Below are 14,936 nucleotides of genomic sequence, written 5' to 3' on the forward strand. Positions count from 1 at the left end.
CGATATCCGGCGCGCCGGCGCTCACTGCGCGTCCCACGCGTGGCGCAGCAGGACGACGCCGTTGCCGAAGGTGCGGGACTCGACGAGGCGCAGGGTGCGGGGCGCGAATTCGGTGACGGGGAAGGTCTGCTTGCCCGCGCCGACCAGGACCGGGTGGACGTAGATGCGGGACTCGTCGACGAGGTCGTGCTTCAGGAACGTGGCGGCCAGGTCGGCGCCGCCGAGACAGAGGTCGCCGCCGGGCAGTTCCTTGAGCGCACGGATCGCCTCGGGGGCCACCTCCGGCATCACGGTGGTGTGCCAGGGCGCCGGTCCCGGCTTCAGCGTCCGGGAGAACACGATCTTCGGCATCTCCCGCCAGATGCCCGCGAACTCGGCCGTCACGGGCGTGCAGGCGGGATCGGCGTCGGCGGTGGGCCAGTAGTCGGACATCAGCTCGTGGGTGACGCGGCCGTCGAGGAAGCCGCCCATCATCCGGATCTCGTCGTTCATGTGCTGGTGCAGTTCGTCGTCGACGCGGTGCCACGCGATCTCGCGCGCGGGCCCCTCCATGTAGCCGTCCAGGGACACGGACATCATCAGGACGATCTTCCGCATGTCGGCCTCGTCTCTCGTCTCGGCTGCCGCTCGGGCATCCACAATGCCCGCATGCACAAGACTGCACAGGCCTTCGCGGGGCCGCCATGGAAGTGACTCTGATCGCCGTCGTCGGTGTCGCGAGCATCGTGGCGGTCGCCGCGTTCTCGCAGCGCCTGGGCCTGGCCGCGCCCCTGAGCCTGGTCGTGGTGGGCATCGCCCTGAGTTTCGTACCGGGGGTGCCGGTGGTGGAGGTGGAGCCGGAGTGGGTGCTCGCCGGTGTGCTGCCGCCGCTGCTCTACTCCTCCGCCGTCTCGATGCCCGCGCAGGACTTCCGCCGTGACATCAAGGCCATCACGGGTCTCGCGGTACTGCTCGTCGCGGTGTCCACGCTGGGCGCGGGGTGGCTCGTCCATCTGCTGCTGCCGCAGATCGGCTGGCCCGCGGCGTTCGCGCTGGGGGCCGTGGTCAGCCCGACGGACGCCGTCGCGGCCACGTCGGTCGGCCGCAAACTGGGCCTGCCCTCACGGCTGCTGACGCTCCTGGAGGGCGAAGGGCTGGTCAACGACGCCTCGGCCCTGGTGCTGCTGCGCTCGGCGGTCGCCGCGATGGCCGGGGCGGTCTCGCTGTGGGGCGTGGCCGGGAAGTTCCTGTTCTCGGTGGTGGTCGCGGTGGCCGTCGGTCTGGTCGTGGGCCTGGTCAACGTCCACGTGCGGGCGCTGCTCAACGACACCGTCCTCAACACGGCGATCTCGTTCGTGGTGCCGTTCGTGGCGTACGTGCCGGCCGAGGAGTTCGACGCGTCGGGTGTGCTCGCGGTCGTCGTGTGCGGGGTGGTCACGGGGCATCAGAGCCCTCGGCTGCTGCGCGCCCAGGACCGGATCGGTGAAGCCATGAACTGGCGCACGCTCGCCTTCCTCCTGGAGAGCACGATCTTCCTGCTGATGGGCCTCGGTCTCAAGACGCTCCTGGACCAGGTGCACGCGCACGAGAACGGGCTCGGCACGGGCCGGGTCCTGCTCTACGGGCTCGCCGTCACCGGCCTCGTCATCGTCGTCCGCATGGTGTTCGTGGTGCCCCTGGTGGCGATGGTGCGCCGTGACGCGCGGCGGGCCGCCGAGGCGAAGCCGCGCGTCGAGCTCTGGCAGGAGCGGCTCGCGACCTTCGACCTGGCGGAGCGGTTCGGGCCGCGTAAGAAGCGGCACATCGAACGCCGGGTCAACCGCGCCGGGGGCGACATCGCGTTCCGGCTCAGCGAGACGCTGGGCTGGCAGGGCGGCGTGGTCCTCGCCTGGTCGGGGATGCGCGGCGCGATCACGGTGGCCGCGGCGCAGACCCTCCCCGAGGACACCCCGTACCGGGAGCAGCTGATCCTGATCGCGTTCGTCGTGGCGGTGACGACGCTGCTGCTCCAGGGCCTGTCGCTGCCCGCCGTGATCCGTGCGGTGAAGATCCCGGGCGACGATCCGCAGCGGCTGCGCACGGAGTACGGGGAGCTGATGACGGAGCTGTTCGACGCCGCCGACGAGGATCTCGACGCGGTGACGGCGGACGGCTCGGTCGACCCCGCGGTGGTGGACCGGGTGCGCGCGGACAGCATGATCCGCCCGGCGCCGACGGACGCGGAGCGGCCCGCGCCCGATCCGGCGGACCTCGCCGAGGGACGGGCCGCCTATCTGCGGCTGCGCATCCGGGTACTGACCGCGGAGCGCGAGGCGCTGCTCGCGGCCCGCGCCCGTGGCACGTACAGCTCGCGTGCGCTCAGCGGCGTGCAGCACGTCCTCGATCTGGAGGAGGCGCGGTTCCAGCAGTTGGGCGACCGGTTCGAGGAGTGAGAGCGGCGCCGGTCACGAGGCCCGCGGGCGCTCCCAGTCGCACGGCGGGGACGGGAAGGCGTGCGCGTCGTGTTCCTTCAGGGCGACGCTGACGAGGCTCAGCAGGAGGTGTACGTCCGTGTCGCACTCCAGGAGCACGGTGATCCAGGACGCGCCCGGCTGCACCCGGATCGCGCTGTTGTGGCGCAGTTGGGGCAGCAGCCGCTGCACCGCCTCCGACGTGAGGTACAGGTCTGCGCTGTCGTCGGCGTGGAAATGGACGAGTTCGTGGCCCGCCGCGCCGAAGGCGTGCCCAACCGAGCACCGGGGCGGGCCACTTACCAGGTTCGGCCATGTCCCGAGTTCGGTCATGGCGCGCTGGGCCGCGGTCATGCCTCCATCCTCGCGCACGCTTCACCCGGAGGACCACCCCCGTCAACCGCCGCTTCCCGGCGGAGTGTCCGTCACAGGGGTCCCGTGCCGAGCAGTTGTCCTCCGTCGACGACCAGAGTCTCGCCGGTGATCCAGCGGGCGCCGTCCCCGGCGAGGAAGGCGACGGCCTCGCCGATGTCGCCGGGCTCGCCGATCCGGCCGAGCGGGGTCGCTCCGGCCACCTGTTCCTCGTGCTCCTGCCAGAGGGCTTCGGCGAGGCGGGTGCGGACGACACCGGGCGCGATGGCGTTCACCCGTACCAGGGGGGCGAGCTCCAGGGCGAGTTGCTTGGTGAGGTGGATCAGGGCCGCTTTGGACACGTGGTAGATGCCGACGTCCTTCGCGACGGAGAGGCCGCCGATGGAGGCCGTGTTGACGACCGCGCCGCCGTGCTCGCCCATCCATGCCTTGACCGCGAGCGACGTCCACAGGATCGGCGCCCACAGGTTCACGTCCATCGTCTTGGCGAAGCGGGCGTGGTCCTGGTCGACGACGGGGCCGTACGCGGGGTTCGTCCCGGCGTTGTTGACGAGGATGTCCAGGCGTCCGTACGACGCGACGGTGAAGTCGACGCAGGCGCGGGCGGCGTCCTCGTCGGTGGCGTGCGCCCCGAACCCGACGACGCCGTCGCCGAGTCGGCGTGCGGCCTCCTTGGCGCGGTCCTCGTCGCGCGAGGTGACGACGACCCGGGCGCCGCGATCGCGCAGCGCTCCGGCGGCCGCGAGGCCGATGCCCCGCGACGCGCCGGTGACGATCGCGACCTTGCCCGTCAGCGAGGTGTCCGTGGACGTCACCGCTCACCCCGCTCGTTCTCGCGGCGGCGCAGCTCGCGGCGGGCGATGGTCCGCTTGTGCACCTCGTCGGGGCCGTCGGCCAGCCGCAGGGTGCGCAGGTGCGCGTACATGCTGGCGAGCGGGAAGTCGTCCGAGACGCCGGCGCCGCCGTGCACCTGGATGGCGCGGTCGACCACCTTCAGCGCGACCTCGGGCGCCGCGACCTTGATGGCGGCGATCTCCGTGCGGGCCTGCTTGTTGCCGACGGTGTCCATCAGGTGGGCGGCCTTGAGCGTGAGCAGTCGCGCCATGTCGATCTCGATGCGGGCCTCGGCGATCCAGTCCTGGATGTTGGCCCGGTCGGCGACGGGGGCGCCGAAGGTGGTGCGGGCCTGCGCGCGGTCGATCATCAGGTCCAGGGCGCGCTCGGCCATGCCGACGGCGCGCATGCAGTGGTGGATGCGGCCGGGGCCGAGCCGGGCCTGGCTGATCATGAAGCCGTCGCCCTCGCCGGCGAGCAGGGCGGTGGCCGGGACGCGGACGTTCTCGAAGAGCACCTCGGCGTGGCCCTCGCGGTCCTGGTAGCCGAAGACGGGCAGTCCGCGCAGGAGCGTGACGCCGGGGGTGTCGAGCGGCACGACCATCATCGACTGCTGACGGAAGGCGGGTCCTTCCGGGTCCGTCTTACCCATGACGATGAGCACCTTGCAGTGCGGGTGCAGGGCGTTCGACGTCCACCACTTGCGTCCGTTCAGGACGTAGTCGTCGCCGTCGCGCTCCATGCGGAGCTGGATGTTGCTCGCGTCCGAACTGGCCACCGCGGGCTCGGTCATGGCGAACGCGGAGGCGATCTCCCCGTCGAGCAGCGGCTTCAGCCACTTCTCCTTGTGCTCCTCGGTCCCGAAGAGGGTGAGGACCTCCATGTTGCCGGTGTCCGGCGCGTTGCAGTTGGTCGCCTCGGGCGCCAAGTGGGCGCTGCGGCCCATGATTTCGGCGAGCGGCGCGTATTCGAGGTTCGTCAGGCCCGGTCCCCACTCGGGGTGCGGGTGGAAGAGGTTCCACAGGCCGCGCTTCCTGGCCTCGGTCTTCAGCTCCTCGATGACCGGCGGGTGGAAGTGCGGATCGCCGGACTCGGCCATCTGCGCGGCGTACACCGCCTCGGCGGGGTAGATGTGCTCGTCCATGAAGGCGAGCAGCTTGGTCTGGTACTCCTTGGCCCTGTCGGACAGCTCGTACACAGGTCCTCCCACGGTGGTGTCGTACGGGTCGGGTCGTGCGGGTTCAGATCGTGCGCCTGCGTGACACGCGCGTTCAGGTCGTCCGGGTCGGGGCGGCGGCCGGTGGCGTCAGGAGCCGGGCCAGTTCCGCCGCGGTGGTCGCGGCGTCGCGGTGGACGACGCCGGCGATGCCGAGCCGGGCGGCGGACGCGATGTTCTGCTCCAGGTCGTCGACCATGACGGTCACTTCGGGTGCCACGCCCAGGCGTTCGCAGGCGAGGGCGTAGGCGCGGCGCGAGGGTTTGCGTACGCCGATCTCGCCGGAGACGGTGACGGCGTCGAAGAGGGCGGGCAGATCGAACCCCGCGTAGCAGTCGTCGCCGAGGGAGTTCGACAGAAGGCCGACACGGTGGCCGTCCGCCCGGAGCTTCGCCACGAGGGCGACCGTGTCGGGGTCCGGCCGCATGTACGCCTGGAGGCGGCCGAGAAGTCCGGGCCCGTCGGCGGCGACGCCGTGCGCCCGCAGCCGGGCCGCGAACCCGTCCTCGAACGCGCGCTGCCCGATGCGGCCCTCCTCGTGCGCCACCAGCAGGGCGCTGCTCTCCGCGTCCTTGGACAGCAGGCGGAGCAACAGCCCTGGTTCGGCGCCGAGTTCGCGTCCGAGGTCGTCGAAGGCGGTGACCACGCTCGTGGTGAGCACGCCCCCGAAGTCGAAGAGGACGGCGCTGCGCGCGGCGGTCTCGGTCATGGCTCGGCCTCCCGGTTGCGGTGCGGCACACCGTACTTGAATCCGGGTTCAGGTTCAATGGACGGGAGGGCTGCGCGGGCGGGGGGAGGCCCTGTACGTTTGAATCCAACGTCAGGTTCAAGAAGCTGGATCGACCGGGGAGAGTCCGCCCATGACCGCACATCTGCCGATCGCCGCGTGGGAGCAGGTCACGGCGCGGGACGTCGCGACCAACGGGATCACGCTGCGCGTCTTCGAGCACGGCCCCCGGGACACGGACAAGCCGTTGGTCGTCCTCTGTCACGGCTTCCCCGAGCTGGCGTTCTCCTGGCGGCACCAGATCCTGGCGCTCGCGGCCGCCGGCTACCGGGTCCTGGCCCCCGACATGCGCGGTTTCGGCGGGAGTTCACGGCCGGCGGACGTGGACGCGTACGACATGCCGACGATCTGCGGCGATCTCGCCGGGCTGCTCGACGACGTCGGCGCGGACGACGCGGTGTTCGTGGGGCACGACTGGGGCGCCTCGGTCGTGTGGCACATGGCGTGGCTGCACCCGGAGCGGGTGCGGGCCGTGGCGGGGATGAGCGTGCCGGTGACACCGCGCTCCCCCGTGCCGCCTCTGTCGACCCTGCGACGGCGCCTCGGCGACGACTTCTACATCGTGTGGTTCCAGGAGCCGGGTGTCGCCGACCGTGCGCTCGCCCGGAACGTCCGCAGGACGCTGGTGTCGCGCGAGGTGTGGACGGCGCGGTGGGCGGCCCGCGAGGACGAGGAGCTGAAGCCGCCGCGCTGGCTCGGCGAGGAGGAACTCGCTTACTACGTAGCGGCGTTCGAGGAGACCGGGTTCACCGGCGGCCTCAACTACTACCGGAACCTGGACCGCACCTGGGAGCTCACCGAGCACCTCCGGGGGCGGACCATCGACTGCCCGTCGCTGTTCGTCATCGGATCGCGGGACCCGGTCGGCCGGTTCACGCCGACGGAGAAGCTGGGACAGGTGCTGACCGATCTGCGCGGGCACCTGGTGCTCGACGGGGCGGGCCACTGGATCCAGCAGGAGCGGGCCGAGGAGGTCGACGCCGCTCTGCTCGATTTCCTCGCGGGGGTCGGCTGATAACATCCGCAGCCCCGATGGGGTACAAGCACTACGAAGGACGGACCGCGTTGGCTGCCCAGGCCCCGGCCGCTGACGGCGGCCAGAAGCAACCCATCACCCCGCGCAGCGCGCGCGGACACAGGACGCGGGGCGCCCTGGTCGCCGCGGCCCGCGAGGTCTTCGAGCGCGACGGCTACCTCGACGCGCGGATCACCGACATCTCCAAGGCGGCGCATGTCGCGTCGGGCTCGTTCTACACCTACTTCAACAGCAAGGAAGAGATCTTCCAGGCGCTGGTCGAGCAGGTGCAGGAGGAGATGCTCCACCCGCATCTGCGCGAACGCACCGGGATCACCGACCCGCTCGAACTGATCGACGCGTCGAACCGCGAGTACCTGCGCTCGTACAAGAAGAACGCCCGGCTGATGGCGCTGTTCGAGCAGGTCGCGCAGGTCGACGAGCAGTTCAAGAAGCTGCGGATCGAGCGGGGCAACGCGTTCGCGCGGCGCAACGCCAAGCTGATCAGGTCGCTCCAGGAGAGCGGCAGGGCCGACCCGAGCCTGGACCCGCTCGTGACGGCGCACGCCCTGTCGGTGATGGTGAGCCGCATGGCGTACCTGGTGTTCGTGCTCGGTCAGCGCATCCCGTTCGAGCGGCTCGTGACGACGCTCAACACGATCTGGGCGAACGGGTTGCGGCTCACGGACCCTCCCGCCGCCGACTCCGACGCAGGCTCCGCGTCCACGTCCACGTCCACGTCCGGGTCCGGGTCCGGGTCCGGGTCCGGGTCCGGGTCCGGGTCCGGCAAGGCCTGAGGCGCGGGGCGTCAGAAGTGACGGCGGAAGTCGTCGTCGTCCTCGATCGTGTCGCGCAGTTCGAAGAGCACTTCACCCGAGTCGCCGGAGCCCTCCGCACCGGCGAGCACGGAACGCACGGTGGCGCCCACCCACACCAGGTTGGGCGCCGTGCCCACGACGCGGCACGGCACGACGAACCCCTCGGGGAAGCGGACCAGGGACTCGTTGCGGGCGGTCCCGGTGCCGCGGTGGACCACGCGGGACTGGACGACGACGCCCGGCCCCTCGCTGTACTGCCGCTCCAGGTCGCTCGCCGCGCAGACCGGACAGAGCAGCCGGCGGAACGACGCGGTCCCGCACCAACGGCACCGCTGATAGGCGAATCCCTCTTCGGCCTGCTTCGGCGCCATGACGCCGAACCCGCTCATGGCCATCTCCGACATCCTTCGGCCTCCCGCGCTCGCCCGGTGCGCGTCGGGCTGCGGCCACGACGCCTCCGTCAGCGTATGGCACTCAGTGCCGCTCGGTAAAGACACTGAGTACCCTCAGTCGTCGCGCAATGCGGATTCGACCTGCTGGATGACCCGCCACATGGGGGCACCCTTCGGCGCGACCATGACGACGACCTCCTCGTTCGGGTCACCGGCGGGCTGCCGCGCCGCCTGTCCCCACACCTGCCGTACGAGGGCGAGCGCGGCGTCGACGGCCATCTCGGCGTCACCCTCGCCGCCCGAACGCAGCCAGGAACGCAGGCCGTTGTTGTGCGCGGCGACCACGGACGCGGCGACGACCTCCGCCCGCAGCGCGCCGTCGGGCTCACTCTCCCAGCGTCGGCGCAGATAGCCGGCGAGGGTGCGTTCGTAGCGCCGCACGACCGACAGCTCGTACGTCCGCAGCCCCGGCACCTCACGGGTCAACCGGTAGCGCTGAACGGAGAATTCGGGGTTCGAGGCGTACATCCGCAGAACGATCCGCGCCCCGTCGCACACCACGTCGACGGCGTCGCGCTCGTCGCTCGCGGCGTCGAGGAACGCGGTCATCTCGGCCAGGCAGCTCTCGTGGTCCGGGAAGACAGCGTCTTCCTTGGAGGGGAAGTACCGGAAGAACGAGCGCCGTCCGACCCCGGCCCGCGCCACGATGTCGTCCACGGTCGTCCGCTCGAAGCCGCGCTCCAGGTACAGCTGGAACGCCGCCTCGGCCAGCACCTCCCGCATGGGCGCTTTCTTCCGTGAACCATTGACCTCGCGTGCCTCGCTCATGCCGGGAACGTAACACCGCCGCGCCCGTTTTGGCACTACGTACCTTTACAGAGGGAACTGAGTGCCATACGTTGACCTTCACAGGACTGAGTAAGGAGAGCCGGCGTGAGCTTGAGGATCGTTGTCACCGTGAAGTACGTGCCGGACGCGACGGGGGACCGGCATTTCGCTGATGATCTGACCGTTGACCGGGATGATGTGGACGGTCTGCTGTCGGAGCTGGATGAGTACGCGGTGGAGCAGGCGCTGCAGATCGCGGAGAGTTCGGATGACGAGGTGGAGGTCACCGTGTTGACGGTGGGTCCCGAGGACGCGAAGGACGCGCTGCGTAAGGCGTTGTCGATGGGTGCGGACAAGGCGATCCATGTGGAGGACGACGATCTGCACGGTACGGATGCGATCGGGACGTCGTTGGTGCTGGCGAAGGCGATCGAGAAGGCCGGGTTCGATCTGGTGGTCTCGGGGATGGCGTCGACGGACGGTACGGCGGGGATCGTGCCGGCGCTGGTCGCGGAGCGGCTGGGGGTGGCGCAGGTGACGCTGCTGTCGGAGGTGGCGGTGGCGGACGGTGCGGTGTCGGGGCGCCGGGACGGGGACGCGGCGTCGGAGCGGTTGTCGGCGGCGCTGCCGGCGGTGGTGTCGGTGACGGACCAGTCCGGTGAGGCGCGTTACCCGTCGTTCAAGGGGATCATGGCGGCGAAGAAGAAGCCGGTCCAGGCGTGGGACCTGTCCGATCTCGGGATCGAGGCGGGGGAGGTCGGTCTGGAGGGTGCCTGGACGAAGGTCGAGGCGGCCGCGGAGCGTCCGGCGCGCACGGCGGGCACGATCGTCAAGGACGAGGGTGAGGGCGGTAAGCAGCTCGCCGAGTTCCTCGCGGGCCAGAAGTTCATCTGAGTCCCGGTTCCCTCCTCTCGCCCCCCTTTTTCCTTTGTGATTGCAGGAGATTGAAGTCCCATGGCTGAAGTTCTGGTCTACGTCGACCACGTGGACGGTGCCGTCCGCAAGCCCACTCTGGAGCTGCTGACGCTGGCTCGCCGGCTCGGTGACCCGGTCGCTGTCGCTCTGGGTGCCGGTGCCGGTGCTACGGCGGGGGTGCTGGCCGAGCACGGTGCGGTCAAGGTCCTCACCGATGAGGCGGCCGAGTACGCCGATTACCTTGTGGTGCCGAAGGTGGAGGCGTTGCAGGCGGCGGTCGCCGCGGTGTCTCCGGTGGCGGTGCTGGTGCCCTCGTCGGCGGAGGGCAAGGAGGTCGCCGCGCGGCTGGCGCTGCGTATCACGTCGGGCATCATCACCGACGCGATCGATGTGGAGGCCGGGGAGAGTGGTCCGGTCGCCACGCAGTCGGTGTTCGCGGCGTCGTTCACCACCCGCTCCATTGTGACGACGGGTGTTGCGGTCATCACCGTCAAGCCCAACAGTGCCCCGGTCGAGGCGGCTCCCGCCGCGGGTACCGTGGAGGCGCTGACCGTCACCTTCTCGGCGCAGGCGACGGGTACGAAGGTGACCGGGCGTACGCCGCGTGAGTCGACGGGGCGTCCGGAGCTGACCGAGGCCGCGATCGTGGTCTCCGGCGGCCGTGGTGTGAACGGTGCGGAGAACTTCGCGGTCATCGAGGCCCTGGCGGACTCGCTGGGGGCGGCTGTGGGTGCCTCGCGTGCCGCGGTCGACGCGGGCTGGTACCCGCACTCCAACCAGGTCGGTCAGACCGGTAAGAGTGTCTCGCCGCAGTTGTACATCGCTTCGGGTATCTCGGGGGCGATCCAGCACCGGGCCGGTATGCAGACCTCGAAGACGATCGTCGCGATCAACAAGGACGCCGAGGCCCCGATCTTCGACCTGGTCGACTACGGCGTCGTCGGCGACCTCTTCGACGTCGTGCCCGCCCTCACCGCCGAGGTCAACACCCGCAAGGGCTGAGCCACTTCACCGGCCGCTCCGCACGGCCGACCGCGCCGCCGCGTCCGGGAGCCCTACAGCTCCTGGGCGCGGCGGCGCGCGTAGTATCCGGCCGCTCCCACGGCCCCGGCGACCAGCAGCGATCCGAGCACGAGCTGTCCCGTGCCGATCCGGCCCAGGGATCCGCCGTCGCCCGCGTGGGTGCCGCGGAGTTCGGTGCGGCCCTCCCCCGTCACCTTCAGGGTCTGACGCACCACGGTGCCGTTCTCGCAGCTCACGGAGATCGGGTACGTGCCGGGGCGCGCCCCCGACGGCACCTGGAACTGCCCGACGAGGTCGCCCTGGTGGGTGCCGGTCCGCAGCGGGAAGTCACCGGCGCCGAGGCCGCTCGCGTCCCCGGTGGCCTCGGTGTCGCCCTCGCAGCCGGTGGTGTTCGCGGTGACGGTCGTGCCGGGGCGGGCGCTCGCGGGGACGAGTTCCAGGGTTCCCGGGACGGCGCTGTCGACGACGGAGCTGTCCCACTCGGTGTCGTCCCCCTCCGCCCACGCGGGCGCGGACAGCGGTACGCCGACGCCGAGCAGGGCGGCGGCGAGGGCGGCGGTCGGCAGGGACGCGGTGCGACGCATGCGGATCCTTTCGGGGCGGGCCGAGGTCCCGGCCGGGCGGCCGGTACCCGGCCGATCCCATCGCGCCCGCCCGCCCCGCGCCCGCCGGGGCGGCGAGTCGGGTGACGGACGGGACACGCGCGGGTGACCGCACCCCGCCACCCGCGCGACGCCCGCCCGGCCTGATCCGCCCGTGCGCCCCGGTGGACCCGTGCGTCTAGATACGCCCGTGCGTCCGATGCGACTCGACCAGCTTGACCCGTGCCGACACCAGCCGGTGCGCCATCACCTCGGCCACCCCGTGCAGCAGGGCCACGCCGAGGGCGGGCTCCAGGTCGCACAGGGCGCGCACCGCCGCGGCGTCGAACTCGTAGGCGCGCACCGGACTGAACGCCTCGGCGCCGAAGTCCCAGGCGTACGGCGTGAAGAGCCAGGACCAGCCGAGCAGATCGCCCGGCCCCAGCGGGTCGATGGGCAGCCGTTCCCGATCGGAGACGCGCACGTCGAGCGTGACCATGCCGGTCCGGATGATCCAGAACCGATCGGCGTGGTCCCCTTCCTCGAAGATCCGGGTGTCCTGAGGGAACGAGACCTCGCGCGCGAGAGCCATCATCCGGTCGCGATAGGCGCGCGGGAGTCGGTTCAGGAGTCGTGTCTGGGCCGTCATGGCGGACCACCTCCACCGTCGTGTCATCCCAGCGTACGTACGTGACGCCGCGAGCTCCGCCCGACGGGTGGTGGCCGAGGCGCCACGGGAGGCCCCGCGAGGGCCCGACGGCCGGATGGCGTAAGCGCGTCGCGGGTGGACGATCATGACCCTACGTTTCCGGCATGGCGAAATTCATCGGGTTCTCCCCCGGTACGACCGCGGCAATGGTGACGTCAGGACTCTGCGCGACGCTCATGATCGGCGCCGCGGCGCCGGCCGGTGCCACGGCGCCCGCCCCGGCGCCGCCCGCGCCGCCGTCGGTGTCGGCGCTGTCGTGGGAGGTCATGGACGCCCGCACCGGGACCGTGCTGGGCGCGGCCGCGCCCCATCGCAGGCTGCCGCCCGCCAGCACGCTGAAGACCCTGTTCGCCGTGACGGTGCTGCCGAAGCTCTCGCGGACCACCGTGCACCGGGCCACGTCCGCCGACCTCTCGGAGGTCGCCGAGGGCAGCAGCATGGTCGGTGTCGACGAGGGCTCCCGGTACACGGTGGCGGATCTGTGGCGCGGGGTCTTCCTCAGCTCGGGCAACGACGCGGTGCACACGCTCGCCCGGATGAACGGCGGCCTGTCCCGGACCCTCGCCGAGATGCAGGCGACCGCCGTCCGGATCGGGGCCCGCGACACCCAGGTCCGCTCCCCCGACGGTTTCGACACCCCGGGCCAGTACTCGTCCGCCCACGATCTGGCGCTGATCGCGAAGGAGGGCATCAAGAACGCCGACTTCCGTCGCTACATGGGCACGAAGTGGGCGCTCTTCCCCGCGTCCGGGGGCCCGAACGCGTACGAGATCCAGAACACGAACCGGCTGCTGGTCGGCTCGCACGGCGTGGAGCCCTACCCGGGGCTGATCGGCGTCAAGAACGGCTACACGTCGCAGGCGGGCTGCACGCTCGTCTCCGCCGCGACCCGGGGCGGCCGCACGCTCCTGGTGACGGTCATGAACCCGCAGGACGAGTCGTTCAACGCCGTCTACGAGGAGAGCCGCGCGCTGCTCGACTGGGGTTTCGAGGCCGCGCCGCTGCGCGCCCTGCAAGGTTCCGGGCCCCAGCACCCCACCACCGCGCGGACGTCGGCGCCGGCGACAGCGGGTCCCGCCGCCGCTCCGGAGCGGACGGCGGACACGGGCCCCGGTCTCACCCGGCACATCGGTGCGGCGGCCGCGCTCCTCGTCCTGGCGTGTGTTCCCGCCCTCGTACGGCGTCGGCTGCGCAAGCGGCGCACGGCCCGGTGACCGGCGGGGCCCGTGCACCATTCGGCCCCGTTTGAATGGTCGGTGCATGCGGGCCCTCTTAGCGTCGCAAGGGCCGCTCCCTACGGCGCCCTCTGGAGGATCCGCATGCGTTCCATATCCGTGCTCTCGTCGTTCTCGACCGCGCTCGTCTGCGTGACGGCCCTCGGCGTGGCCGCGCCCGCCGCCCTCGCCGACGACGGCGGCACCCAGCCGAACGTCACCTCGTTCGGCTTCACGGTCTCACCGAGCACCGTGGCGGCCGGGGGCACGGTTACCCTCGGCTCGACGGAGTGCGACGTGCCGACCGTGCACGTGAGCGCGCCGATCTTCGACCCGGTCGAGCTGAACGAGGGCCACTCCGCGACGGCCCGGATCTATCCGGACGCCAAGCCCGGCGCCCAGTACAACGTCACGTTCGAGTGCGACGGCGAGAAGGGCACCACGCCCCTCACCATCGCCACCGGCAACACCCCGGTCCCCACGACCGAGCCCCGCGGCGTCAAGGCCGGGATCGGCGGCGGTGCCGGCGGGACGCATCCGGGACTGGTCGCCGCCGGCGGCGCGCTGATCGCGGGCGCGCTCGGCGCGGGCTACCTGCGGATGCGCCGGCGTCGCGACGACGCCGCCTGACGGACGGGACCGCACCGGTGTCCCCGGCCCCCGCGAAGACCCGCCGCCCCTCCTGGTCGCTGCTCGCCGTGGTGCTCCTGGCGGGCGTGCTGCTCGTGCACCACGGTGTCTCGCAGGCGGACGGCCCGCCGCAGCCCGAGCCCGGCGCCGCGAAACTCGGTACGACGACGCCGCCCGCCGACCCGTTGCCCGCCTCGACGCCCGTCCGCGTGCGGATACCGGAGATCCACGTGAACGCGCCGCTGACCCGGGTCGGCCGCGACAAGGAGGGGTGGCTGGACGCGCCCCCGCCTCGTGACGCGAACCTGGCGGGCTGGTTCACCGGGGCCGTGACGCCCGGCGAGCGCGGCACGGCCGTCATCGACGGCCATGTCGACAACGCGGACGGGCCCGCCGTCTTCTACGGTCTCGGCTCCCTCAAGAAGGGCCAGCACATCGAGGTCGACCGCGCCGACCGCACCACCGCCGTGTTCGAGATCCACGGCATCGACGTCGTCGACAAGACCGACTTCCCCGACCGCCGGGTCTACGGCAGCACGGGCCTGCCCGAGCTGCGTGTCATCACCTGCGGCGGCAGCTACGACAAGCGTCGGGGCTACACGGGGAACGTCGTGCTGTACGGGCTGCTCACCTCGGTCCGCGACCGCTCCTGAACTCGCCTCACCGGCGCGGACGTCGGCTCTCCCACTCAGTCGTGCGGAGCCTGCCCGGTCACCCGGTGGTCCGCGTGGCTGAGCGCCTCCGTGACCAGGCGGCGCAGATGGCCGTCGGTGAGCCGGTAGTGCATGTGGCGGCCGTCGCGGCGGGCCTCCACCAGGCCCGCGAGCCGCAGCTTCGCCAGGTGCTGGCTGACCGCCGTGCGGGAGGCGGCGACGCGTTCGGCCAGGGAGCCGACGTCCGACTCCTCCAGGGCGAGCAGCCACAGCAGATGCAGCCGGGTGGCGTCCGAGAGCAGGGCGAACACCCGGGTCGCCTCGGCCAGCCGGACGCTGTCCGGTTCCCGCAGATGCGCACCGGCCGCAGATGACAGGGGGTCGCTGTGTGGCATGGGCCCAGCCTAGAGCGGGCGCGTACCACCGGATCCCCGCGCCGCCCCGATCGACACACTCGTCATGTGCGCAGATGCGCACATGACGAGTATGGTGATGCCCGCGCCCCGCCGTCCGTGCTCGG

At 71.5% G+C, this 14,936-nt stretch carries 18 protein-coding genes; 8 read left to right on the forward strand and 10 right to left on the reverse strand.

Going from position 1 to position 14,936, the window contains the following annotated elements; all coding sequences use genetic code 11:
* Positions 1-21: 21 nt before the first annotated feature.
* Positions 22-597: a dihydrofolate reductase family protein gene (locus tag V2W30_RS02975; RefSeq protein ID WP_338693420.1), complete on the reverse strand. Its 576-nt coding sequence runs from the start codon at positions 595-597 to the stop codon at positions 22-24.
* 86 nt (positions 598-683) lie between these two features.
* Between V2W30_RS02975 and V2W30_RS02980 the strand changes: the two genes are divergently transcribed.
* Positions 684-2,411: a cation:proton antiporter gene (locus tag V2W30_RS02980; RefSeq protein WP_338693422.1), complete on the forward strand. Its 1,728-nt coding sequence runs from the start codon at positions 684-686 to the stop codon at positions 2,409-2,411.
* A 12-nt stretch (positions 2,412-2,423) separates the two neighbouring features.
* Here the strand turns inward: V2W30_RS02980 and V2W30_RS02985 are convergent, their stop codons facing one another.
* The 4 genes from V2W30_RS02985 to V2W30_RS03000 form a co-directional block, all read right to left on the reverse strand.
* Positions 2,424-2,783, reverse strand: coding sequence for a luciferase family protein (locus tag V2W30_RS02985; protein ID WP_338693424.1), 360 nt, complete (start codon positions 2,781-2,783; stop codon positions 2,424-2,426).
* A 71-nt stretch (positions 2,784-2,854) separates the two neighbouring features.
* Positions 2,855-3,616, reverse strand: coding sequence for an SDR family oxidoreductase (locus V2W30_RS02990; protein WP_338693426.1), 762 nt, complete (start codon positions 3,614-3,616; stop codon positions 2,855-2,857).
* Positions 3,613-4,845: an acyl-CoA dehydrogenase family protein gene (locus tag V2W30_RS02995; protein WP_338693428.1), complete on the reverse strand. Its 1,233-nt coding sequence runs from the start codon at positions 4,843-4,845 to the stop codon at positions 3,613-3,615. Before V2W30_RS02995 ends, V2W30_RS02990 begins: the two co-directional genes overlap by 4 nt.
* Before the next feature lie 61 nt (positions 4,846-4,906).
* Positions 4,907-5,560, reverse strand: a complete 654-nt coding sequence (locus tag V2W30_RS03000; protein WP_338693429.1) for an HAD family phosphatase — start codon at positions 5,558-5,560, stop codon at positions 4,907-4,909.
* 151 nt (positions 5,561-5,711) lie between these two features.
* On the opposite strand from V2W30_RS03000, the gene V2W30_RS03005 reads away from it, so the two are divergent.
* Together V2W30_RS03005 and V2W30_RS03010 are read left to right on the forward strand one after the other, a co-directional pair.
* The gene (locus tag V2W30_RS03005; protein WP_338693431.1) at positions 5,712-6,653 is read left to right on the forward strand and encodes an alpha/beta hydrolase; all 942 of its coding nucleotides are present in this window, start codon (positions 5,712-5,714) and stop codon (positions 6,651-6,653) included.
* A gap of 50 nt (positions 6,654-6,703) precedes the next feature.
* Entirely contained in the window at positions 6,704-7,450 is a 747-nt protein-coding gene (locus V2W30_RS03010) for a TetR/AcrR family transcriptional regulator (RefSeq protein WP_338693433.1), read from the forward strand.
* 11 nt (positions 7,451-7,461) lie between these two features.
* Here the strand turns inward: V2W30_RS03010 and V2W30_RS03015 are convergent, their stop codons facing one another.
* Complete coding sequence (locus V2W30_RS03015) at positions 7,462-7,866, reverse strand: Zn-ribbon domain-containing OB-fold protein (RefSeq protein ID WP_338703452.1); 405 nt, start codon at positions 7,864-7,866, stop codon at positions 7,462-7,464.
* A 111-nt stretch (positions 7,867-7,977) separates the two neighbouring features.
* Complete coding sequence (locus V2W30_RS03020; RefSeq protein ID WP_338703453.1) at positions 7,978-8,646, reverse strand: TetR family transcriptional regulator; 669 nt, start codon at positions 8,644-8,646, stop codon at positions 7,978-7,980.
* Between the two features lie 150 nt (positions 8,647-8,796).
* On the opposite strand from V2W30_RS03020, the gene V2W30_RS03025 reads away from it, so the two are divergent.
* Together V2W30_RS03025 and V2W30_RS03030 are read left to right on the forward strand one after the other, a co-directional pair.
* A complete protein-coding gene (locus V2W30_RS03025; RefSeq protein WP_338693434.1) occupies positions 8,797-9,585 on the forward strand; it encodes an electron transfer flavoprotein subunit beta/FixA family protein in 789 nt (262 codons plus the stop codon).
* A gap of 60 nt (positions 9,586-9,645) precedes the next feature.
* Positions 9,646-10,608 carry an electron transfer flavoprotein subunit alpha/FixB family protein gene (locus V2W30_RS03030; RefSeq protein WP_338693435.1) on the forward strand — a complete coding sequence of 321 codons (963 nt, stop codon included), beginning with the start codon at positions 9,646-9,648 and terminating at the stop codon, positions 10,606-10,608.
* A 53-nt stretch (positions 10,609-10,661) separates the two neighbouring features.
* Here the strand turns inward: V2W30_RS03030 and V2W30_RS03035 are convergent, their stop codons facing one another.
* On the reverse strand, positions 10,662-11,213 hold the full coding sequence (locus V2W30_RS03035; RefSeq protein ID WP_338693436.1) for a hypothetical protein: 552 nt from the start codon (positions 11,211-11,213) through the stop codon (positions 10,662-10,664).
* Positions 11,214-11,409: 196 nt separating this feature from the next.
* Positions 11,410-11,859, reverse strand: coding sequence for a cyclic nucleotide-binding domain-containing protein (locus V2W30_RS03040; RefSeq protein WP_338693437.1), 450 nt, complete (start codon positions 11,857-11,859; stop codon positions 11,410-11,412).
* Positions 11,860-12,023: 164 nt separating this feature from the next.
* Between V2W30_RS03040 and V2W30_RS03045 the strand changes: the two genes are divergently transcribed.
* The 3 genes from V2W30_RS03045 to V2W30_RS03055 all read left to right on the forward strand — a co-directional run bounded on the left by V2W30_RS03045 (position 12,024) and on the right by V2W30_RS03055 (position 14,416).
* Entirely contained in the window at positions 12,024-13,133 is a 1,110-nt protein-coding gene (locus V2W30_RS03045) for a D-alanyl-D-alanine carboxypeptidase family protein (RefSeq protein ID WP_425244472.1), read from the forward strand.
* A 105-nt stretch (positions 13,134-13,238) separates the two neighbouring features.
* Positions 13,239-13,763: a hypothetical protein gene (locus V2W30_RS03050; RefSeq protein ID WP_338693438.1), complete on the forward strand. Its 525-nt coding sequence runs from the start codon at positions 13,239-13,241 to the stop codon at positions 13,761-13,763.
* Between the two features lie 17 nt (positions 13,764-13,780).
* A complete protein-coding gene (locus tag V2W30_RS03055) occupies positions 13,781-14,416 on the forward strand; it encodes a class F sortase (RefSeq protein WP_338693439.1) in 636 nt (211 codons plus the stop codon).
* A gap of 35 nt (positions 14,417-14,451) precedes the next feature.
* On the opposite strand, the gene V2W30_RS03060 is transcribed toward V2W30_RS03055, so the two are convergent.
* Positions 14,452-14,811, reverse strand: coding sequence for a metalloregulator ArsR/SmtB family transcription factor (locus tag V2W30_RS03060; RefSeq protein ID WP_338693440.1), 360 nt, complete (start codon positions 14,809-14,811; stop codon positions 14,452-14,454).
* Between the last annotated feature and the right edge of the window lie 125 nt (positions 14,812-14,936).

It is taken from the genome of Streptomyces sp. Q6 (assembly GCF_036967205.1).
GTDB classification, from domain to species: Bacteria; Actinomycetota; Actinomycetes; order Streptomycetales; family Streptomycetaceae; genus Streptomyces; species Streptomyces citrinus.